Genomic DNA, 19,161 nt, shown 5'->3' on the forward strand with positions numbered 1-19,161 from the left:
ACTCAGGAGGCTAAATGGCAAAATTATTCTATCGATACGCTGCAATGAACAGCGGCAAGAGCACCCAGCTCCTGCAAATCGCCAACAACTACGAATCCATGGGCAAGCAGGTGATGATGTTCACGGCTGCCATTGATGACCGCTTTGGCAGCGGCAGGATCACCTCACGACTCGGCATCCAGCGTGATGCCCTCACCTTTGATGATCAGTTCGATTTCGAGCAAATCACCCCGGACAATATCGCCTGCATTCTGCTGGATGAAGCGCAGTTTCTGCTCCCGCAACAGGTCAAACAGTTGCACCGCCTGGCTCATCGCCAGGGCGTGCCAGTTATCTGCTTCGGCCTCAGAAGTGACTTCAAGGGCGAGCCGTTTCCGGGTGCAGCCTGGCTGCTTGCACTGGCCGAGGATATTGAAGAGATCAAAACCATCTGTCAGTGCGGCAAAAAAGCCACCATGCACTTGCGCACCGATCGTGAAGGCAAACGACTGGCGGAGGGCCCGCAAATCGAAATTGGCGACGAGAGCCGCTATCGCTCCGTCTGCGCAGACTGTTTCTATCAGGAATAAAAAAAGGGTGCCCGAAAGCACCCTTTTTTGACTCTACAGCTCAAACCGATTACTGCCTTGCCTCACCCATTACCACCGGATGCTTGGCGCGCAAGGCGCCAAGGTACGAAGCCAGCACTTCATTCGAAGAGACCTGCCCCAGAATCGTATTCAGCTGAGCGATAGCCTCGGCCGGCTGCGCTTGCGCCTTGTTGACAGCATCAATGCGATAAATCACATAGTCGCCAGTCGCCGTGCGGCCAGACGTATATGCAGGCAGTTTATTGGCAGAGGCAGCGAAGATCGTACGGATAGCCGAAACATCTACCGCACCGGCAGCGCTGCGTGCAACCTGACGTGACTCACCCCAGACTGCGGCGACGGCCTGACCAGCCTGCAACTCGGAAACCGCCTTCTTGCCGGCTTGCTCTGCCAGTACACCAGCCTCCTTGTCAGCCAGCTCGGACTGGATCTGTGCTTTTACTTCTTCCAGTGATTTCTGCTTGCGAGGCTGATGGGCTTTCACTCTTAACACCAGTGACGTCGCCGAGTCTATTTCGACGACTTCACTGTTGTGCTTTTTCAGCAGCACATCGTCTGTAAACGCCGCTGTCAGCACTTTGTCCTTACCAAACAAAGCATCATCCTTCACGCCCTGACGACCAAGGCCTGCACGTGACTGAATCGTCAGCCCCATGGCAGCGGCAAGCGGCTGCAAAGACTCGGGCTGCTGGTACGCCAGATCACCGGCCTTCTCCAGCTGACTGCGATAGAGCGCAGATGCCTTCTGTTTTTTCAGCTTGTCGACCACTGCCGACTTGATCTGGTCAAAGTCTTGCCCGCGGATGTCATCCAGCTTCAGAACATGGAAGCCGAACTCGGTTTCCACAACCTTGCTGATCGCACCTTTCTGCATAGAGAACGCGGCATCTTCAAAAGGCTTGACCATCGCGCCCTTGGCAAAATAGCCCAGATCGCCACCTTGCGCAGCCGAACCTGGATCCTGCGAATTCTTTTCTGCCAGGCTGGCGAAACTCTCCGGCGCCGCGGCCACCTGTTTCTGCAAGGCTTCAGCCTTCTGACGCGCAGCATCACGCTCAGCCTTGGATGCTCCAGCCGCAACCGTGATCAGGATATGGGAAACCTTACGTTCTTCTTCGCCGAACTCTGATGAGTGCTTTTGATAGTACTCCTTGGCTTCGGCGTCAGAAACCTGCTGCTTGTTGGCCAACTCAGCCAGCGACAGCACTACGTACTCGAGATCAACAGACTCTTGGGTCACAAAGCGCTGTTTGTTTTTCTCGTAAAAATCCTGAATCTGCTTGTCAGTCAAAGCCACCTTGGCCTTGAAGCTCGCCACCGGAATCACCCACGACGATACCGAGCGTGTTTCCGACATCAGCTCACCCAATCGGGCGCTGGCTGTACGTGACACAAAGTGCGTACCGGCATACGGCATAGCCTGAGTCTGAATCATCAGCTCCTTGCGGATTTCGCTCTCGAAATCCGCTGCACTACGGTAGCGGGACTTGATAAAGTCCGAATACTTCTGCTGGCTGAACTTGCCGCCATCCTGAAATGCCGGAATGGAAACAATTGCCTGACGCAGCTGACTGTCAGTCGGCACAATACCAGCCGCACCCGCCTCGGAAATCAGCAACTGCTGACGTACCAGATTATCCAGCACCCCCTGACGGTTGGCCGCATCAGCAGCCTGCCCCTCCAGTGCACGATCCACATCACGCGACAGAATCTTCACATCGCCAACCTTGGCCGCAAACGGCTCATCTACTGCCGCCGTGTAACTGCCAACACCGAAACCGACAAAAGTCAGCGCTACTGCCCCCAAGATCACCTTGATGACAACTTGGTTATTTTGAACAAAATTGAACATTTATATGTGACACCAAAAAAAACAAGGTGAACGGGATACGTTCACCTTGTTGTCAGCCGTTCTTGTCAGATATTCACAGTCTGTCTGTTGCATCTGCCAAGACGCAAATCCGGGTTACAGCGCGTCTTTGAGCGCCTTGCCTGGACGGAACTTCGGAGAACGTGCAGCAGCGATCTTGATGGTCTCACCAGTCTTTGGGTTACGACCACTACGCTCGGCGCGCTCGCCTACATAAAAGGTGCCAAAGCCTACAACAGTGACGGTATCACCCGCCTTCAGCGCTTCAGTTACGGCATCGATCATGCCATCAAGCGCTTTGCCAGCAGCTGCTTTAGAAATGTCTGCTTTGGCAGCAATAGCGTCAATCAGTTCAGACTTGTTCACAATAAGTCCCCTTTCGTCGTTCTCGGTGTACGGAGTACTAAATAAATCCGTAAGCTTTATAACAAGGCCAAAAACCTTATGTCAAGCGGCTTTCAGCGGGTTCTGGCATAAAATACCACCCCCGTAAAATCCGGCAGCCGCTCGACGCTGAAACATCTTAATGCTTGGCTACAACCTCGGCAGAACTCGCCAGCGGCACTGGCAAGGTCTCATCTTTGGACAGCGGAACCGGCAAACTCTGCAAGGCGATAGCCATGACTTCATCAAACCACTTAACCGGGTGAATCTCCAGTTTATTCTTGATATTTGCCGGAATCTCAGCCAGATCCTTGACATTGGACTTTGGAATGATCACATGACGGATGCCACCACGATGTGCGGCCAACAGCTTCTCCTTCAAACCACCAATGGCCAGCACCTCACCTCGCAGGGTAATTTCGCCCGTCATCGCCACATCGGCCTTGACCGGAATGCCGGTAAGCACCGACACCAAGGCCGTAGCCATCGCCGCACCAGCTGACGGACCGTCCTTCGGGGTCGCCCCCTCAGGCACATGGATGTGCATATCATGCTTTTCGTAGAAATCCGGTCGAACTCCCAGCTGAGCAGCACGACTGCGCACCACGGTCAGCGCCGCAGTAATCGACTCCTGCATCACCTCACCAAGCTGGCCGGTTCGAATGATATTCCCCTTGCCTGGCAATGCTGCCGCCTCGATGGTCAACAAATCGCCCCCGACCTCGGTCCAAGCCAGACCAGTCACCTGGCCCACCCTGTTTTCGTTCTCGGCGAGACCGTAATCATAGCGCTTCACACCCAAGTACTTTTCAAGATTCTTGCTTGAAACAGTAACTTTCTGTGACTTCTCGCCTTTACGCAGCGAGTTTTGCGTGACGACTTTGCGGCAGACCTTGGCGATTTCACGATCCAGACTGCGCACACCAGCTTCGCGAGTGTAGTAACGAATGATGTCGCGAATCGCAGATTCATTGATGACCAACTCATCCTCACCAACACCATTCGCCTTGATCTGCTTGTTAACCAGATACTTGCTGGCAATACCCACCTTTTCATCTTCGGTATAACCAGACAGACGAATGATCTCCATACGATCAAGCAGCGCCGGCGGAATATTCAGCGAGTTGGCTGTAGCAACAAACATCACATCCGACAGATCAAAATCGACTTCAGCATAGTGATCAACAAAGGCGTGGTTCTGCTCCGGATCCAGCACCTCCAGCAACGCCGCGGAAGGGTCCCCCCTGAAATCAGCACCCAGTTTGTCAACTTCATCCAGCAGGAACAACGGATTCTTGACACCGACCTTGCTCATATTCTGCAAGATCTTGCCCGGCATGGAGCCTATATAAGTCCGGCGGTGACCACGAATTTCGGACTCGTCACGAACACCACCCAACGCCATGCGAATGAACTTGCGGTTGGTTGCACGTGCAATCGACTGACCCAACGAGGTCTTGCCGACACCTGGTGGACCAACCAGGCAAAGGATAGGCGCACGCAGCTTGTCCACCCGCTTTTGCACTGCGAGATACTCGAGAATCCGTTCCTTCACTTTTTCAAGACCGAAGTGGTCTTCGTCAAGAACATTCTCAGCGACATCAATATCCTTGCTGACCTTGGTTTTTTTCTTCCACGGCAAGTCAAGCAAAGTTTCAATATAGTTACGGACAACAGTAGCCTCTGCCGACATCGGCGACATTGACTTGAGTTTTTTCAACTCGGCAGTGAGTTTGTCTTTGGCCTCTTTTGGCATACCGGCAAGCTTGATGCGCTTCTCCAGCAGATCAATCTCGCTTGCCTCATCGCCCTCGCCCAGTTCTTTCTGAATTGCCTTGACCTGTTCATTCAGGTAGTACTCGCGCTGGCTCTTCTCCATCTGACGCTTCACGCGACCACGAATACGCTTTTCAACCTGGAGAATGTCGATCTCACCCTCAAGAACACCGAGCAAGTATTCAATGCGGGCAATAACCTCAAAAAGCTGCAGCACTTCCTGCTTCTGCTCAACTCGCATTGGCAAGTGAGCAACAATCGTGTCTGCAACCCGACCTGCATTGTCAATGCTATTCAAGGAGGACAAGATGTCGCTCGGAATTTTTTTGCTCAGTTTGACGAACTGTTCAAACTGCGACAGTAGCGCTCTTCTTAGCGCCTCAGTCTCATTATTATCACTTTGATCGTGCTCGATCAGCGTCGCATCCGCCTCAAAGAAATCCTGATCGTCGCCACGAATCTCTGTTACGCGGGCACGCTGACGCCCTTCAACCAGAACCTTTACTGTGCCATCTGGCAGCTTCAGCATTTGCAGAATCGAAGCAACAGTGCCGATCTCATGCAAGTCTGTCGATTGCGGCTCATCAACTGCCGCAGACTTTTGCGCCACCAGCAGAATCTGCTTGCTGGCCTCCATAGCCTGTTCAAGTGCCTTGATGGACTTCGCCCTGCCAACGAACAAGGGAATAACCATATGCGGAAAAACGACCACATCCCGCAATGGCAGCAATGCAAGTGTCACTTTTTCAGTTTGTACGTCGGTCATATCACCAGACTTTCAATAATCGCCATCAATAATCACTGGATATTGGGACAAACCCATACTCATCAAGGGCCGCAGCCAGAAATGCCAAGCCCATGCCTGATCAACCATCCTGCCTGAGCACATCCATTACACTCAAGCCCGCCAAGTCCTTCATGCCACGACCGATGTAATAGAACACAGCCATCATCATGACCATGGATGGTATAGCAATCACAGGATAACTTAGCAGAGTCATACGCCCCAACTCTTCGTTGAATGCCTCACTACCGGCAGGGCTGACAACCACCCACTTTGCCAGCAAATAGTTCATCACCGATGAGAAAAAGAATGTGCTGCTTAGCAGAAAAGTGGCATTAAGCAACCTCTTGTCAAATGCAGCCACATTACCGCGCCCCTCAAGCGCAGCGCTGACCTTCTCGATATCAATCAATGCTGGCGTATACAGCAATGTACGAATCAGTGGATATGGCGTGTAGGCTGACACAAGGATTGCGCAACCAATCAGGCCCGGAATAGCCGCTTCCTTGATGGCCAGCCAGCTCGCATCAAGCTTGAGCAGACCAATACCACCGGTCAGCAGGATGCTGACCAAGCCCAGCACTGAAACAAAATTGAATCGCCTGGTTGTAAGCAGCTCATAACCGCCCCAAAGCAGCGGGAAGATCAAAGCGAGCACAAGTGCCCACTCGGCCCCGAGCTTGTCATGCGCACTGAGTTTCATCAGCACGAATGACGGGATGACAATGTTGACAACCAGCTCCAGCAAAGGATTCTTTTTTCTGTTTTGCATCACAGCCCAGCCCCAATAGGGCTTCTATCATTCAGTTTCAGAGGAGGCTATTCTAGCCTCAAAACAAAAAGCCGCCACCAAAGTGACGGCTTTCTTGCATTAAGACAGTTTGCTCAACTGGCCTGTGACTGCAGATAGTTTTCCAGCCCAACAGACTTGATCAGGAACAATTGTTGTTCCAGCCAGTGTGCGTGATCCTTCTCGGTATCATCCAGCAACTGGGTAAGCATGGAGCGAGTGATAAAGTCACACTCCTTCTCTGCCAGTACGATCGCTTTTTTCAGTGCTGCAGCAACCTCGTACTCGGTTTCCAGATCATTGGCCAGCATCTCCGGTACATCCTTGCCGATACGCAATGCGCCACGAGCCGCAATATTCGGCACGCCATCCAGAAACAGGATACGCTCGATCAGCATCTTGGCATGGGACATTTCGTCATCACGCTCATGATGGACACGTTCGTAAAGTTTTGCGAAACCCCAGTTGTGGTACATCTCGCTGTGAATGAAGTACTGATCAACCGAAGTCATCTCTGCCGCCAGCAATGCATTCAATGACTCAACGACTTTTTTACTACCCTTCATAATCTGTGCCCTCGCAAATCAGGATTCGCCCATCTGCGACTGCAGATAATTGGGAAGTCCGATGTCCTTGATTAGTGTCTGTTGGGTTTCAAGCCAATCGAGATATTCTTCTTCATCCTCGAGCAACTCGGTCAACTCTTCACGCGTGATGTAGTCCTCAGCCTTTTCCGCCAAGGTAATGGACTCGCGCAAAGTCTGCAGATGCACCGAAACCAGCTTGATGTCCGAGGCAATCATTTCCTCAACCGTCTCACCGATCATCAACTTGCCCAGCTGCTGCAGGTTAGGCAAACCCTCAAGGAAAAGGATGCGCTCAATCAGCTCGTCCGCACGCTTCATCGCCTGAATAGACTGATGATAGAAATGCTTGTTGAGACCACTGAGACCCCAGTTCTTGCACATGCGGGCATGCAGGAAGAATTGATTGATCGCCGTCAGCTCGTTACACAATACGGCATTCAAGGACTTGATTACTGCCTTATCACCTTTCATACAACCTCCGCTTTTTTTGGCATTTTATAACCAAACCAAAATTAATCAAGTCAACCATCTTCATTAATTCGAGAAAACCGTCGGTAGCACACTAATCGGTCAGTTCACGAAGCAGGCGCTCAAACTCATCAGCAGTAACTGGCTCGGAAAATAGATATCCTTGAGCCAAGTCACACCCCGCCTGCTTAAGCAAATTCATCTGCGTATTATTCTCAACTCCTTCAGCAACAACTCTCATTCCCAGTTTATGCGCCATAACAATGATGGCATCGCAAACCGCACTATTTTCTCTGGAAGCATCCATATCAACCACAAAACTCCTGTCAATCTTCAAATAATCAATACGGAATTTTTTCAGATATGACAGCGATGAATAACCAGTACCAAAATCATCCAGCAGTATCTCGATACCAGCCATACGAAAATCCCGGATCAGACCGGTAACCTGATCACTGGCATCCAGCAACAGCCTTTCCGTAATTTCCAGTGCAACGCCACTGCCCGGCAATTCTGCCTGCTGCAAATATGACAACCACTCTTTCATGCAATCCGAAGTACTGTAAAACTGAACCGGAGACACATTGATGCTTATCTGCAAGTCAGGCCGATATCGCTCTCGCCATAACTTTGCCTTGCCGACAGCCTCCCGGAATACCCAATTACCGATCTCGACAACCAGCCCGGTATCTTCTGTAATCGGAATAAAATCGGCCGGATTCACCAAACCTCTTGTCGGATGCTGCCACCGCAACAAGGCTTCGGCTTTTACAAGTCGGCCACTCGCAAGATCAATTACCGGCTGAAACAACAGATGAAACTGTGAAGTCGTTTCCGGGTCACGCAAGTCATTGCTCAGGCTCACCCGACTCATCGCCAACTGCTGCATACTGGGCATGAAGTAGCTGTAGCGATTGCGCCCCAGCCTTTTTGATGCATAGAGTGACTGATCGGCGTTTTTCTGCAGTAGTTCAGCATCGACACCATCATCAGGACATACTGTAATACCGATGCTGGCCGTAACATAGGCTATCTGATCATATATCGAGAAGGGCTCGGCAATCCTTCTTAGGATTTCCTCTATAACCCTGCTGATGTTTTTTAAATCACAAAAATCAACAATTATGATGGCAAACTCATCCCCACCAAGTCGAGCCAATGTGTCCGAATCTCGCACGCAATCATTTAACCTATCCGCAGCTTCTTTTAATAAAATATCACCAGCTGCATGGCCCAATGTATCATTTACTTCCTTGAAATGATCGAGATCCACCATCAGCAATGCCAGCTGCTTGCCACTGCGCTGAGATTTTAATATCTCCTGTGCCAATCTATCCTGAAACAAATACCGGTTTGGCAAACCGGTCAGATTATCAAAATTCGCCTGATGCCAGATAAGACTGGCCGTCTGCTTTCTCTCGGTAATATCGCGAAATGACAAGATAAAGAAATGCTCATCCCGAAGCCTGACTTCACTTAACACCCACTCGGCATCAAAAATCGTACCGTCCGGCCTCTTGTGCCGCCACTCGTAACGGATGTAACCAGACCGACGTGCCTGCATCAGATCCATCAACAACACGTCACTGGCGATATCACTCTCCTGCCTTGGGCAGGAAAGCATCAGCAAGTCACTTCCCAGCAACTCTCTGCGGCCAACTCTGAAGATGTCACACGCTGAACGATTACAGTCCTCGACCACCCCGTTGCGAATTACCAGAATGCCGTCTCCTGCCGCCTCGAACAAGGCACGATAACGGCACTCACTTTCCTGCAAGGCCTGCTCTGCTTCGACCAGCGGGCTCAGATCAATATCCATGCAAAACAAGACTGTACCGAAGCCTGGGTCCTGCACAATCGCATGCGAAGAGAAGACCGGCACCAGATGCCCGTCGCAATGGCGCAGCATCAGCCGAGCAGAAGGGCTGCCCTGTCGCTCGGCGAACATTTGTGCCACATCCTGACGCACCTGCTCGCACATTATTTGCGGAATAATCAAATCATAGAGGCTGCTGCCAATCGCCTCGTTGCGGGAGTAGCCGTACAGGCGCTCCGAAGCTGCATTCCAGTAAATCACCCGCCCGTCTTCGGTATAACCCTGGATAGCCAGCGCAGTCGCCCCCTCAAATAAGGCAAGAAATCGTGACTCGCTGTGATGCAGCGCCTGCCGCAGCACCTGGGCACCGTCGCCGTCTACACAAATACCTGCCATCAACACTGAGCCACCGGCTACTGGCAGCAACAGCCGAGCCTCGCCATTCTGCCAGACCATCTGTTCTGCACATGCCTGCTGCAAACAGGCAAGATCTGCGGCCAACCTGCATTCGGCCAGATGGGTAGGCAGAATCGCGGCATCAGCCTTGCCCAGCATCTGCGGAGCAGCCGTACCAAGATATTCGGCACACGCAGGATTCACATACAGATAACAACCGGACTGATCCTTGACCCACAACGGCACCGGCAGCACATCAAGCAGTGATTGCCAGCATCTGAGCGCATCAAGCAGATCATCACCAGCCCGTGCAATCAACATCACCCGCCCCCGAAAATCATCATGAACAAATTCCGGTATAGTCGACAGCACTGATTACGGAACCCACAATGATGAGAATGCGCGAAAACAGTTAAAATCAGCGCTTTGATATCACCCACCCTGTACATCATGACGAATACTTTTTTCTGGCACGACTACGAAACTTTCGGCATCGACCCGAAAAGAGATCGCCCCGCACAGTTCGCCGGCATCCGCACAGATGAAGAGCTGAATGAAATTGGCGAAGCCGTCATGCTGTACTGCAAGCCAGCACTGGACTACCTGCCCTCGGCTCAGGCCTGCGTTCTTACCGGCATTACCCCGCTGCGTTGTGAAGCACTAGGCATTGCCGAGCAACAATTTGCCAATGCCATCAATCATGAATTCTCGCGCCCCTACACCATCGCCGTCGGCTACAACTCGATACGCTTTGATGACGAAGTCAGTCGCTTCATGTTCTGGCGCAATCTGATTGACCCGTATGCGCGCGAATGGCAAAACGGCTGCAGTCGTTGGGATTTGCTCGATCTGGTACGTGCCTGCTACGCCCTGCGCCCGGAAGGCATCAGTTGGCCAAACGATGAAAACGGCTTGCCAATTTTCAAACTGGAGGCACTCACCAGCACCAATGGCATTCGCCACGAAGCCGCCCACGATGCATTGTCGGATGTGCGCGCTACCATCGCGCTGGCAAGACTGATCAAGCAAACTCAGCCCAAGCTGTTCGCCTTCAGCCTCGCCCTGCGCCAGAAAGACAAAGTGCGCCAGCAACTGAATCTGCATCAGCCCAAGCCGCTACTGCACATCTCGGGGATGTTTGGTGCTGCGCGCGGCAATATGGCTATCGTGATGCCGCTGGCCGAACACCCGAGCAACAAGAACGAGGTGCTGGTGTGGGATCTGATGCATGACCCGCGCGAGCTAGCCAGCCTGGATGCCGCCACGATACGCCAGCGACTGTTCAGCCGCAGTGAAGACCTGCCGGAAGGTGTCAGCCGTCTGCCCATCAAGGGCCTGCACCTGAACCGCTCGCCCTTTGTCATCAACGATCTGCGAGTGCTCAGCGCGCAGCGTGCCACACAGTTTGGTATTGACCTGAGTATTTGCCTGGCGAATGCCGAAAGAATCCGTCAATTGCCGGACATGAAAATGATCTGGACCGAAGTCTATCAACGTCCGGGTGGACCAATTGCAAGTGATGTCGACGAGAATCTGTATGGTGGTTTTGTCAGCCCGAAAGATCGCCGAACGCTGGAAAAACTGCGCCAGAAGCCAGCACAGGATATTCGCATCACACCGGGAGAGCTGGACGACAGCCAGCTGGGGAGTCTGATTCGCCGTTACAAGGCGCGTAATTTTCCGGAGCAGCTGGAAAGTGCCGAACAGCAACATTGGCTGGAGTGGGTCAGAAACAAACTGCATGGCGGCCAAGCTGGTGGCCGCACCTTCAGTGATTGTGAAGCGGAAATCCGAGAGCTAGAGCCAAACGCCACCGCTGCGCAACTCGCCATTCTGGCTGAGCTGCGACAGTGGCTAGCAACACAGCGCGAGCGCGTGGGTAGCTAATCAGGCCGGGCAAGCCAGCAGCCCAGCATGCCCTGGTTCAGCCGGATTGACATCCCTGTGCACAATCCGGTTGCGGCCAGTCTGCTTGGCGACATACATGCGCTCGTCAGCCAGCTTGACCATGTGTCGCCAGTCATCGCAACGCTCTCCCTGCATATCGGCAATGCCGATACTTGCCGTCAGCGGGCTGCCATCAGGACGCGAACCGAAGCCGCGCGAACGCAAACGCTGCAAGGCATGAGCAGCCTGGCCAGCATCCGTATTGGGTAGCAACAGCAGGAATTCCTCGCCACCCCAGCGCACCAGAATGTCGCCCTTGCGCAGACCATGAGTAATATTCGCGGCAAAGTCGCGCAGCAAACGATCACCCTCGTGATGGCCATACTTGTCATTGACCTGCTTGAAATGATCGATATCGATGAAGGCCACCGAGAACGGACTACCACTGCGACAGGACAGAATGTATTGCAGCTCCAGCACTTCCTCACCGCTACGGCGCGAAAAAGTGCCGGTCAGCGGATCACGCACAGCCTGCTGCACCAGTGCAATCATGAAAGCCAGCTGGCACACACCCGCCAGTGCCGCCACACCGGCAATCAGACCCTGCAACCAGAATGCCCCCCAGAATGACGGCCAGTCGACCACGGTAAACTGGAAATAGCCAGCCACCACGTGTGCAATCAGGATTGGCGCAGAGAACACCAGACTTTCTATCAAGGTCAGCGGGAAAATCGCAAAACCTGCCAGCAGAATGAAAGGCAGAAAGGCATAACCACTGCCCACTGCAGCCGAGAGACCGTGCAGTTCGTAATGGGTCAGCAAGGCATATGAAATGATGTAGAACACGGTAGGAATGGCAAACAGCATGGCCATGCCACGCCAGGCCGCCCCCAGTGATACTTCCGGCTTGTAAAAACACACCAGACCGGCAAAACCGGCCGTTGCGGCCAACCTCATCAATGACAGCTGCCACGATAGCGGATCAGGCAAAACCATCAAATCCACCAGCATCCATAGCGGTGTGAGAATCGCGAACAGGCTGGCAAACAGCCGCACCCGGTTAAGAATCATCTGGGCACGACGATTGGCCATCAAGGGCATGTGCTGTTGCGGCAGCAAAAGCCAGGCGGTTTCACTCGGATTCAACTCTCCGGGCAACAAACCCAGCAACCGGACCAGCCGGCTGGAAATTCCATGCATCATGGATGGCCATCCTGATAAGGAAATTTAACGAATTGGAAATCGTGACAGATTGCAACAAGGGTTTTTTTGTGGGAAATCAACTGTCAGGGCATTTACTACAAAATGACTACGCAAAAATGAACAAGGCCCGCAACGCGGGCCTTGCTTATCGAACACGACAGACATCAAACATACACAAAGTGTGCACGCTTGATATTGCACAGCAACTCATAGCTGATGGTGCCGGCACAAGCGGCAATCTCATTGACCGAAATCGCATCGCCCCACAGCTCGACTTCGCTACCAATACCCGCCTGCGGCAGGTCGGTCAGATCAACCGTAATCATGTCCATCGACACGCGACCGATTATGCGGCTGCGCACACCATCGATCATCACCGGGCTGTCAGTCGATGCCAGCCGCGGATAGCCGTCGGCATAACCGCCGGCTATCAGACCAACGCGGCTTGGTCGTGTGGTGACAAAATTATTGCCATAACCAACCGGCTCGCCAGCCGCCAGCTCGCGCACAGCAAACACCCGGCTGGTAAGGCGCATCACCGGCTTGAGCTGTACGTTGGCCGCACCGGCAGGCAAGGGATCCGCCCCATACAGTATGATGCCCGGTCGGCCCCAGTCGCGGCGGGCTGCAGCATGCACCATGATGCCGGCCGAATTAGCCAGACTGCTCTCGCCCGGCAAGGCAGCAATCGCCGCATCAAAGCTGGCAATCTGCTCGGCAGTCATCGTCACGGCCGGCTCGTCAGCACGGGCAAAGTGCGTCATCTTCACGATGGCATCCACCTTGCCGCTTGCGGCCAACCTTTGATACGCCGCCGCATAATCCTGCGGGAAGAAACCGGCTCGATGCATGCCTGAATCCATCTTCAGCCACACGCGATACGGCTTGTCGGCCGGGCTTTGCAGCAGCATCTGCAGCTGATGCTCACTCTGCACCACCAACCACAAGCCATGCGCCTGCACTTCCCGCAACTCGTCAGCCTCAAACACGCCTTCCAGCAACAGGATTGGTGCCTCGATACCGGCAGCGCGCAATTGCAGCGCCTCTTCCAGACAGGCAACGGCAAAGCCGTCAGCTACGTCGGCAACAGCCTGCGCACAGCGCACGGCACCGTGGCCGTAAGCATTGGCCTTGACCACGGCCAAGGCACGGCCGCCATGCAGCTGGCGCGCCAGCAAATAGTTATGACGGAAATGATCCAGACGGATCGTGGCAATCAATGGACGCATGCTATCCCTCAGAGCTTGGCCGCAACCGGGCTGCCCATCGGCACCACCAGTGTTTCGCCACACTTGGCATAGCGCTGCATCGACAAGCCATCCACCAGGATCTCCGGTTGCTGGCCGGTAATCAGATCGGCCAGTACCTTGCCCGAACCGGCGCACATCGTCCAGCCCAGCGTGCCATGACCGGTATTCAGTGACAGATTGGCAAAGCGGGTACCACCGATAATCGGCGTGCCATCCGGCGTCATCGGGCGCAAGCCGGTCCAGAACTCGGCCTTGCGCACATCGCCGCCATCCGGATACAGATCGGTCACCACCATCTCCAGCGTGGCGCGACGCTTCGGGGTCAGGCTCAGGTCAAAACCGGCCAGCTCAGCCATGCCACCCACACGGATGCGGTCATCAAAGCGGGTAATCGCAATCTTGTAAGTCTCGTCAAGCACGGTGGACACTGGCGCGCCCTTAGCATTGCTGATCGGCACGGTCAGCGAATAGCCCTTGACCGGATATACCGGAATATCGATACCCAGAGTTTTCACCATCTCGCGCGAGTAACTGCCGGTGGCCACCACATAGTGATCAGCAGTCAGCAACTCGCCATCAACCCGCACGCCGCTAACCTTGTCGCCATAGGTCTCGATGCTGTCAACCGACTTGCCCCACAGGAACTTCACGCCAAGACCGGCACACATCTCGGCCAAGCGGGTAGTGAACAACTGGCAATCGCCCGTATCATCATTCGGCAGACGCAAACCGCCGGCCAGCTTGTGCTTGGTCTTTTTCAGTGCCGGCTCGATACGTGCGCAACCATCACGGTCCAGCACCTCGTAAGCCACGCCGCACTCTTTCAACACCTCGATATCCTTGCCCATGGCATCAACCTGCTGCTGGCTGCGGAACAGCTGCAGCGTGCCACCCTGGCGGCCTTCAAAGCCGATACCGGTTTCGGCCTTCAGCTCGCGAATCTTGTCACGGCTGTATTCGGCCAGGCGCATCATGCGGCCCTTGTTGATGTTGTAAGCCTCAGGGTTGCAGTTGGCGAACATGCTGGCCATCCACGACCACTGGAACGGGCTGCCATCCACGCGAATCGCCAGCGGCGCATGCTTCTGGAACAGCCATTTCATCGCCTTCATCGGAATACCCGGTGCTGCCCAAGGTGCGGCATAGCCTGGTGAAATCTGGCCAGCATTGGCAAAGCTGGTTTCCAGCGCCGGGCCGGGCTGACGCTCGACCACAGTGACCTCAACGCCGGACTTGGCCAGATACCATGCCGTGGAAATACCAATGACACCACCACCGAGTACGATTACTTTCATGACTGCTCCTGCTACCGCTTCGCAACGTGTTGTTTTTTATGGCACAACGGGATAGTTGTGCTTTCAGTGAATTTGCGTAGTATATTGATTGATATGCAGTTTTATTGACTTAGTTTTAACAAGGTCGCAGTTAACAACCCTGTTTTATTGATATCAAACAGTGAAAAACGCCAACTACAATCCCGTCAATGCCAGACAACTTGACCGGGTCGATCGCAAGATCTTGCAACAGCTGCAACAAAACGGTCGTATCGCTATGACCGAGCTGGCCGAAAAGGTCGGTCTGTCCACCACACCCTGTACCGAGCGCGTGCGCCGGCTTGAACGCGAGGGTGTGATTGAAGGCTATTACGCCAGGCTGAATCCGCAAGCTCTTGGTGCCAGTCTGCTGGTTTTTGTCGAAATCAAACTGTCTGCCAAGTCGGGCGACATCTTTGATGCCTTCCGCCGCGAAGTACAAAAGCTGCCCGATGTGCTCGAGTGCCACCTCGTCTCCGGCGAGTACGACTACCTGCTAAAAGTGCGGCTGCCTGATATGTCGATGTACCGCAAGATTCTCGGCGACATCCTGCTGAAACTGCCGCAGGCCAACGAATCACGCAGCTATGTAGTGATGGAAGAAGTCAAGGAAACCAGCCAGCTAGCCATCACCCTGTAATGCAAACATCATTGGCGGATGTTTTTTTGGTGCAACCTCCTATGAACATCCGCATTCGCCCTGCCAGCCCTGATGACGCTCTTCGCCTGGGGCCGCTAGCCATCCTGATCTGGCTGCACACCTACGGCAAAGAAGGCATCTCCAACGCCATGGCGCGCTACGTACTGGATAACTACACGCCGCAGCAGTGCCTGCGCCGGCTATCCTCGCCACAACATCACAGCTGGGTGATCGAGCAAGGCGACAATCTGCACGGCTACATGACCGTGCGACATGCCGACCCGCATCCACTGTGGGGCATCGAGATCGAAACCCTCTATCTGCAACCCCACCTCTCCCGCCAGGGCTGGGGCCGCCAATGCCTGACGTTGGCACGCGAGCTGGCAACCACGCTGCATGGCCCCCCCGATGTGTGGCTAAGCGTCAATCAGCACAACCTCCCGGCACTAGCCTTCTATCAGGCCTGCGGCCTGGCCGAAGTTGGCGAAAACTATTTCGAGCTGGATGGTGAACGCCACCGCAATCTGATTTTCAGCTCTGCCCTGCACGCCTGAGTTCGCACTGCGCGCAAAAAAGGCCGCAGCTCGCTGCGGCCAACCCGACGACTTATCCTTGAACCAGGATGATTCAGGACAAACCTTCCTCGAGGGCTCGTGCAATCACCAGTTTTTGTACATCACTGGTGCCCTCATAAATCTGCGCTACCCGCACATCGCGATAAATCCGCTCGACCGGATAATCACTCAGATAGCCATAGCCACCCAGCGTCTGGATTGCGGCCGAACACACCTGCTCGGCCATTTCAGACGCCACCAGCTTGGCCATGCTTGATTCTTTCAGGCAGGGCTTGCCGGCATCCTTCAGACTCGCCGCATGCCACACCAGCTGACGCGCCGCCTCAAGGTTGGCCGCAGCCGCTGCCAGCCGGAAACCGACAGCCTGATGGCGGATAATCGGCTGGCCAAAAGTCTGCCGCTCGGTCGCATACTGCGTCGCAAACGCCAATGCCGCCCGCGCCATGCCCAGACACTGCGCGGCAATGCCGATACGGCCTGACTCGAGATTGGCCAAGGCAATGCGATAGCCCTCACCCTCTGCCCCGAGACGGTGGCTGGCTGGCACCCGCACATTGTCGAAAACAATCTGGCAGGTATCCGACGCATGCTGGCCGAGCTTGTCTTCCACCTTGGCCACCACATAGCCGGCAGTATCGGTCGGCACCAGAAAAGCCGAGATCCCCTTCTTGCCGGCTGCCGGATCCGTCACCGCAAACACGATGGCGAGATCAGCATGCTTGCCATTGGTGATGAACTGCTTCACGCCATTGATAACGTAATCGTCGCCATCCCGCAGCGCGCGCGTGCGCAGGTTGGCCGCATCGGAGCCGGCATCCGGCTCGGTCAGGCAAAAGGCCGAAATCCACTCGCCACTGGCAATGCGCTGCAAGAAAGTCTGCTTCTGCCAATCATTGCCGAAGCGCTCGATCGGCCCGCAGCCCACCGAATTGATAACCGAAATAATGGTAGACATCGCGCCGTCACCGGCCGCAATTTCTTCGATCACCGCCGCCAGCGTCACATAATCCAGCCCCGCCCCACCCCAGTCTGGCGAGGTAACGAGGCCAAAACAACCCAGCTCGCCCAGCCCCGCCAGCGCCTGGCGGGGAAACGCGTGCGATTTGTCCCAAGCCGCCGCATGCGGTGCGATCTCGCTGGCCACATAGCGACGCACCGCATCGACCACCTGTTCCTGTTCGTTTGTCAGCAACATAGCTGCTCCTTACACCAGCTCGACCGCCAGCGCCGTTGCCTCGCCGCCGCCGATGCAAAGACTGGCCACGCCACGCTTGCCATCACGCGCTTGCAGCGCGGCAATCAGCGTGACCACGATACGGGCACCCGAGGCACCAATCGGATGGCCCAGCGCGCAGGCACCGCCATTCACATTCACCTTGTCGTGCGGTAGCGACAACTCCTTCATCGCCGCCATGGTAACCACGGCAAAGGCTTCATTGATTTCGAACAGATCGACATCGGCAATGCCCCAGCCGGTCTTGTCCAGCAGCTTGTTGATGGCACCCACCGGCGCGGTGGTGAACCAGGACGGCTCGTGCGCATGCGTGCTGTGCGCCACGATGCGCGCCAGCGGCAACAGCCCTTGCGCGCGCGCCTCGCTCTCGCGCATCAGCACCAGCGCCGCAGCACCGTCTGAAATCGAACTGGCATTGGCCGGCGTCACAGTGCCGTCTTTCTTGAAGGCCGGCTTCAGCGTGGCAATCTTGTCGAGATTGGCCTTCAGCGGCTGCTCGTCCTGCGCGATGATTTCCTCGCCCTTGCGGCCAACCTTGGTCACCGGCACGATTTCCTTGCTGAAGGCACCGCTGGTAATCGCCTGCTGCGCCCGCGTCAGCGAAGCAATGGCGAACTCGTCCTGTGCACTACGGCTGAAACCATATTTTTCGGCGCAGACTTCGGCAAACACACCCATCAGCTTGCCTTTGTCGTAGGCGTCTTCCAGACCATCCAGAAACATATGATCTTTCAGCTCACCATGGCCAAGACGCAAGCCGCCACGAGCCTTCGGAATCACATAGGGCGCATTGCTCATGCTTTCCATGCCGCCAGCTACCATAACGTTGGCCGCACCCGCCTTCAGCAGATCATGCCCCAGCATCAAGGCCTTCATGCCGGAACCACACATCTTGTTGATCGTTGTTGCGCCCACAGCCAAGGGCAGCCCGGCGCCCAGTGTTGCCTGCCGCGCCGGCGCCTGGCCCTGGCCTGCCGGCAGCACGCAACCCATGATGACTTCGTCTACCGCCTCGGGAGCCAGACCGGCACGCTCGACTGCAGCACGAATCGCGACCGCCCCCAGCTCGCTGGCAGTCAACGCGGCCAGATCTCCCTGAAAGCCGCCCATTGCGGTACGCGCCATGCCTACAACCACAATTGCATCGTTCTGCATTTCTCTTCTCCTTGGCTTGATAACGTTTACGTTAACGTAAAGCAAGCCGCGAACTCAAGCAAAATTACGAACGATCTACTCTCAACGTAGGCAACACACCACAATCGCATACACACGCTATGCTGCAATAGCACACAACACCCGGAGCCAACCATGCCACTCACCCATCTGACCGATGCCCTGCTGTTCTGCCTGCTATTCAACTACGGTGTCTTGCTATTGTGGTTTATTGCTTACCAGTTATTGGGTGAGAAGTTATGGCAACTGCACAGACGCTACTTTGACATCAGCCGACAACAGTACGCGCTCACCCACTACGCCGGCATGGCCATCTACAAGATAGGCATTCTGCTCCTCAATCTTGCGCCCTGGCTGGCCATCACCCTTTAAGTAGCAGCCAACCGGAAATGACATGTGCAAAACATGTGATCCGCAGCAGCTTT

At 54.7% G+C, this 19,161-nt stretch carries 17 protein-coding genes; 5 read left to right on the forward strand and 12 right to left on the reverse strand.

The genetic code is table 11. The features are described from left to right. The first annotated feature begins 14 nt into the window (after positions 1-14). The gene (locus tag ACZ9W6_RS00960; protein WP_465189176.1) at positions 15-569 is read left to right on the forward strand and encodes a thymidine kinase; all 555 of its coding nucleotides are present in this window, start codon (positions 15-17) and stop codon (positions 567-569) included. Between the two features lie 49 nt (positions 570-618). On the opposite strand, the gene ACZ9W6_RS00965 is transcribed toward ACZ9W6_RS00960, so the two are convergent. The 7 genes from ACZ9W6_RS00965 to ACZ9W6_RS00995 all read right to left on the reverse strand — a co-directional run bounded on the left by ACZ9W6_RS00965 (position 619) and on the right by ACZ9W6_RS00995 (position 9,782). Next, positions 619-2,442 carry a SurA N-terminal domain-containing protein gene (locus ACZ9W6_RS00965; protein WP_465189177.1) on the reverse strand — a complete coding sequence of 608 codons (1,824 nt, stop codon included), beginning with the start codon at positions 2,440-2,442 and terminating at the stop codon, positions 619-621. A 114-nt stretch (positions 2,443-2,556) separates the two neighbouring features. After that, the gene (locus ACZ9W6_RS00970) at positions 2,557-2,826 is read right to left on the reverse strand and encodes an HU family DNA-binding protein (RefSeq protein WP_465189178.1); all 270 of its coding nucleotides are present in this window, start codon (positions 2,824-2,826) and stop codon (positions 2,557-2,559) included. Between the two features lie 157 nt (positions 2,827-2,983). Continuing rightward, entirely contained in the window at positions 2,984-5,386 is a 2,403-nt protein-coding gene (gene lon / locus ACZ9W6_RS00975; RefSeq protein WP_465189179.1) for an endopeptidase La, read from the reverse strand. Between the two features lie 100 nt (positions 5,387-5,486). Next, the gene (locus tag ACZ9W6_RS00980; protein WP_465189180.1) at positions 5,487-6,176 is read right to left on the reverse strand and encodes a VC0807 family protein; all 690 of its coding nucleotides are present in this window, start codon (positions 6,174-6,176) and stop codon (positions 5,487-5,489) included. Positions 6,177-6,289: 113 nt separating this feature from the next. Further along, positions 6,290-6,760, reverse strand: a complete 471-nt coding sequence (bfr, locus tag ACZ9W6_RS00985; RefSeq protein ID WP_465189181.1) for a bacterioferritin — start codon at positions 6,758-6,760, stop codon at positions 6,290-6,292. Between the two features lie 18 nt (positions 6,761-6,778). After that, positions 6,779-7,252 (reverse strand): bacterioferritin, encoded by a 474-nt coding sequence (bfr, locus tag ACZ9W6_RS00990; protein WP_465189182.1) that lies wholly within the window; start codon positions 7,250-7,252, stop codon positions 6,779-6,781. 91 nt (positions 7,253-7,343) lie between these two features. Next, entirely contained in the window at positions 7,344-9,782 is a 2,439-nt protein-coding gene (locus tag ACZ9W6_RS00995; RefSeq protein WP_465189183.1) for a sensor domain-containing protein, read from the reverse strand. Between the two features lie 129 nt (positions 9,783-9,911). On the opposite strand from ACZ9W6_RS00995, the gene sbcB reads away from it, so the two are divergent. Beyond that, the gene (gene sbcB / locus ACZ9W6_RS01000) at positions 9,912-11,348 is read left to right on the forward strand and encodes an exodeoxyribonuclease I (RefSeq protein WP_465189184.1); all 1,437 of its coding nucleotides are present in this window, start codon (positions 9,912-9,914) and stop codon (positions 11,346-11,348) included. Here sbcB and ACZ9W6_RS01005 read toward each other — a convergent pair whose 3' ends face one another. The 3 genes from ACZ9W6_RS01005 to ACZ9W6_RS01015 all read right to left on the reverse strand — a co-directional run bounded on the left by ACZ9W6_RS01005 (position 11,349) and on the right by ACZ9W6_RS01015 (position 15,096). Further along, the gene (locus tag ACZ9W6_RS01005) at positions 11,349-12,551 is read right to left on the reverse strand and encodes a GGDEF domain-containing protein (protein WP_465189185.1); all 1,203 of its coding nucleotides are present in this window, start codon (positions 12,549-12,551) and stop codon (positions 11,349-11,351) included. 164 nt (positions 12,552-12,715) lie between these two features. After that, positions 12,716-13,780, reverse strand: coding sequence for an alanine racemase (gene alr / locus ACZ9W6_RS01010; protein WP_465189186.1), 1,065 nt, complete (start codon positions 13,778-13,780; stop codon positions 12,716-12,718). Between the two features lie 8 nt (positions 13,781-13,788). Next, positions 13,789-15,096, reverse strand: a complete 1,308-nt coding sequence (locus ACZ9W6_RS01015; protein WP_465189187.1) for a D-amino acid dehydrogenase — start codon at positions 15,094-15,096, stop codon at positions 13,789-13,791. Between the two features lie 160 nt (positions 15,097-15,256). Here ACZ9W6_RS01015 and ACZ9W6_RS01020 point away from each other — a divergent pair, with 160 nt between their 5' ends. Together ACZ9W6_RS01020 and ACZ9W6_RS01025 are read left to right on the forward strand one after the other, a co-directional pair. After that, positions 15,257-15,754: a winged helix-turn-helix transcriptional regulator gene (locus ACZ9W6_RS01020; RefSeq protein WP_465189188.1), complete on the forward strand. Its 498-nt coding sequence runs from the start codon at positions 15,257-15,259 to the stop codon at positions 15,752-15,754. Positions 15,755-15,795: 41 nt separating this feature from the next. Continuing rightward, positions 15,796-16,308 carry an N-acetyltransferase family protein gene (locus ACZ9W6_RS01025; RefSeq protein WP_465189189.1) on the forward strand — a complete coding sequence of 171 codons (513 nt, stop codon included), beginning with the start codon at positions 15,796-15,798 and terminating at the stop codon, positions 16,306-16,308. A gap of 73 nt (positions 16,309-16,381) precedes the next feature. Here ACZ9W6_RS01025 and ACZ9W6_RS01030 read toward each other — a convergent pair whose 3' ends face one another. After that, positions 16,382-17,524 carry an acyl-CoA dehydrogenase family protein gene (locus tag ACZ9W6_RS01030; RefSeq protein WP_465189190.1) on the reverse strand — a complete coding sequence of 381 codons (1,143 nt, stop codon included), beginning with the start codon at positions 17,522-17,524 and terminating at the stop codon, positions 16,382-16,384. Between the two features lie 9 nt (positions 17,525-17,533). Beyond that, on the reverse strand, positions 17,534-18,718 hold the full coding sequence (locus ACZ9W6_RS01035) for an acetyl-CoA C-acyltransferase (protein ID WP_465189191.1): 1,185 nt from the start codon (positions 18,716-18,718) through the stop codon (positions 17,534-17,536). A 153-nt stretch (positions 18,719-18,871) separates the two neighbouring features. Between ACZ9W6_RS01035 and ACZ9W6_RS01040 the strand changes: the two genes are divergently transcribed. After that, a complete protein-coding gene (locus ACZ9W6_RS01040; RefSeq protein ID WP_465189192.1) occupies positions 18,872-19,108 on the forward strand; it encodes a DUF6868 family protein in 237 nt (78 codons plus the stop codon). Positions 19,109-19,161: the final 53 nt, after the last annotated feature.

The organism is Vogesella lacus, assembly GCF_979366295.1.

Coding starts and splice junctions, on each gene's coding strand:
- lon (WP_465189179.1), bottom strand. CDS start 5,386: ATGACCGACGTACAAACTGAAAAAGTGACACTTGCATTGCTGCCATTG.
- sbcB (WP_465189184.1), top strand. CDS start 9,912: ATGACGAATACTTTTTTCTGGCACGACTACGAAACTTTCGGCATCGAC.
- ACZ9W6_RS01015 (WP_465189187.1), bottom strand. CDS start 15,096: ATGAAAGTAATCGTACTCGGTGGTGGTGTCATTGGTATTTCCACGGCA.
- ACZ9W6_RS00965 (WP_465189177.1), bottom strand. CDS start 2,442: ATGTTCAATTTTGTTCAAAATAACCAAGTTGTCATCAAGGTGATCTTG.
- ACZ9W6_RS01025 (WP_465189189.1), top strand. CDS start 15,796: ATGAACATCCGCATTCGCCCTGCCAGCCCTGATGACGCTCTTCGCCTG.
- ACZ9W6_RS01005 (WP_465189185.1), bottom strand. CDS start 12,551: ATGATGCATGGAATTTCCAGCCGGCTGGTCCGGTTGCTGGGTTTGTTG.
- bfr (WP_465189182.1), bottom strand. CDS start 7,252: ATGAAAGGTGATAAGGCAGTAATCAAGTCCTTGAATGCCGTATTGTGT.
- bfr (WP_465189181.1), bottom strand. CDS start 6,760: ATGAAGGGTAGTAAAAAAGTCGTTGAGTCATTGAATGCATTGCTGGCG.
- ACZ9W6_RS01040 (WP_465189192.1), top strand. CDS start 18,872: ATGCCACTCACCCATCTGACCGATGCCCTGCTGTTCTGCCTGCTATTC.
- ACZ9W6_RS00980 (WP_465189180.1), bottom strand. CDS start 6,176: ATGCAAAACAGAAAAAAGAATCCTTTGCTGGAGCTGGTTGTCAACATT.
- ACZ9W6_RS01030 (WP_465189190.1), bottom strand. CDS start 17,524: ATGTTGCTGACAAACGAACAGGAACAGGTGGTCGATGCGGTGCGTCGC.
- ACZ9W6_RS01035 (WP_465189191.1), bottom strand. CDS start 18,718: ATGCAGAACGATGCAATTGTGGTTGTAGGCATGGCGCGTACCGCAATG.
- alr (WP_465189186.1), bottom strand. CDS start 13,780: ATGCGTCCATTGATTGCCACGATCCGTCTGGATCATTTCCGTCATAAC.
- ACZ9W6_RS00995 (WP_465189183.1), bottom strand. CDS start 9,782: ATGTTGATTGCACGGGCTGGTGATGATCTGCTTGATGCGCTCAGATGC.
- ACZ9W6_RS00960 (WP_465189176.1), top strand. CDS start 15: ATGGCAAAATTATTCTATCGATACGCTGCAATGAACAGCGGCAAGAGC.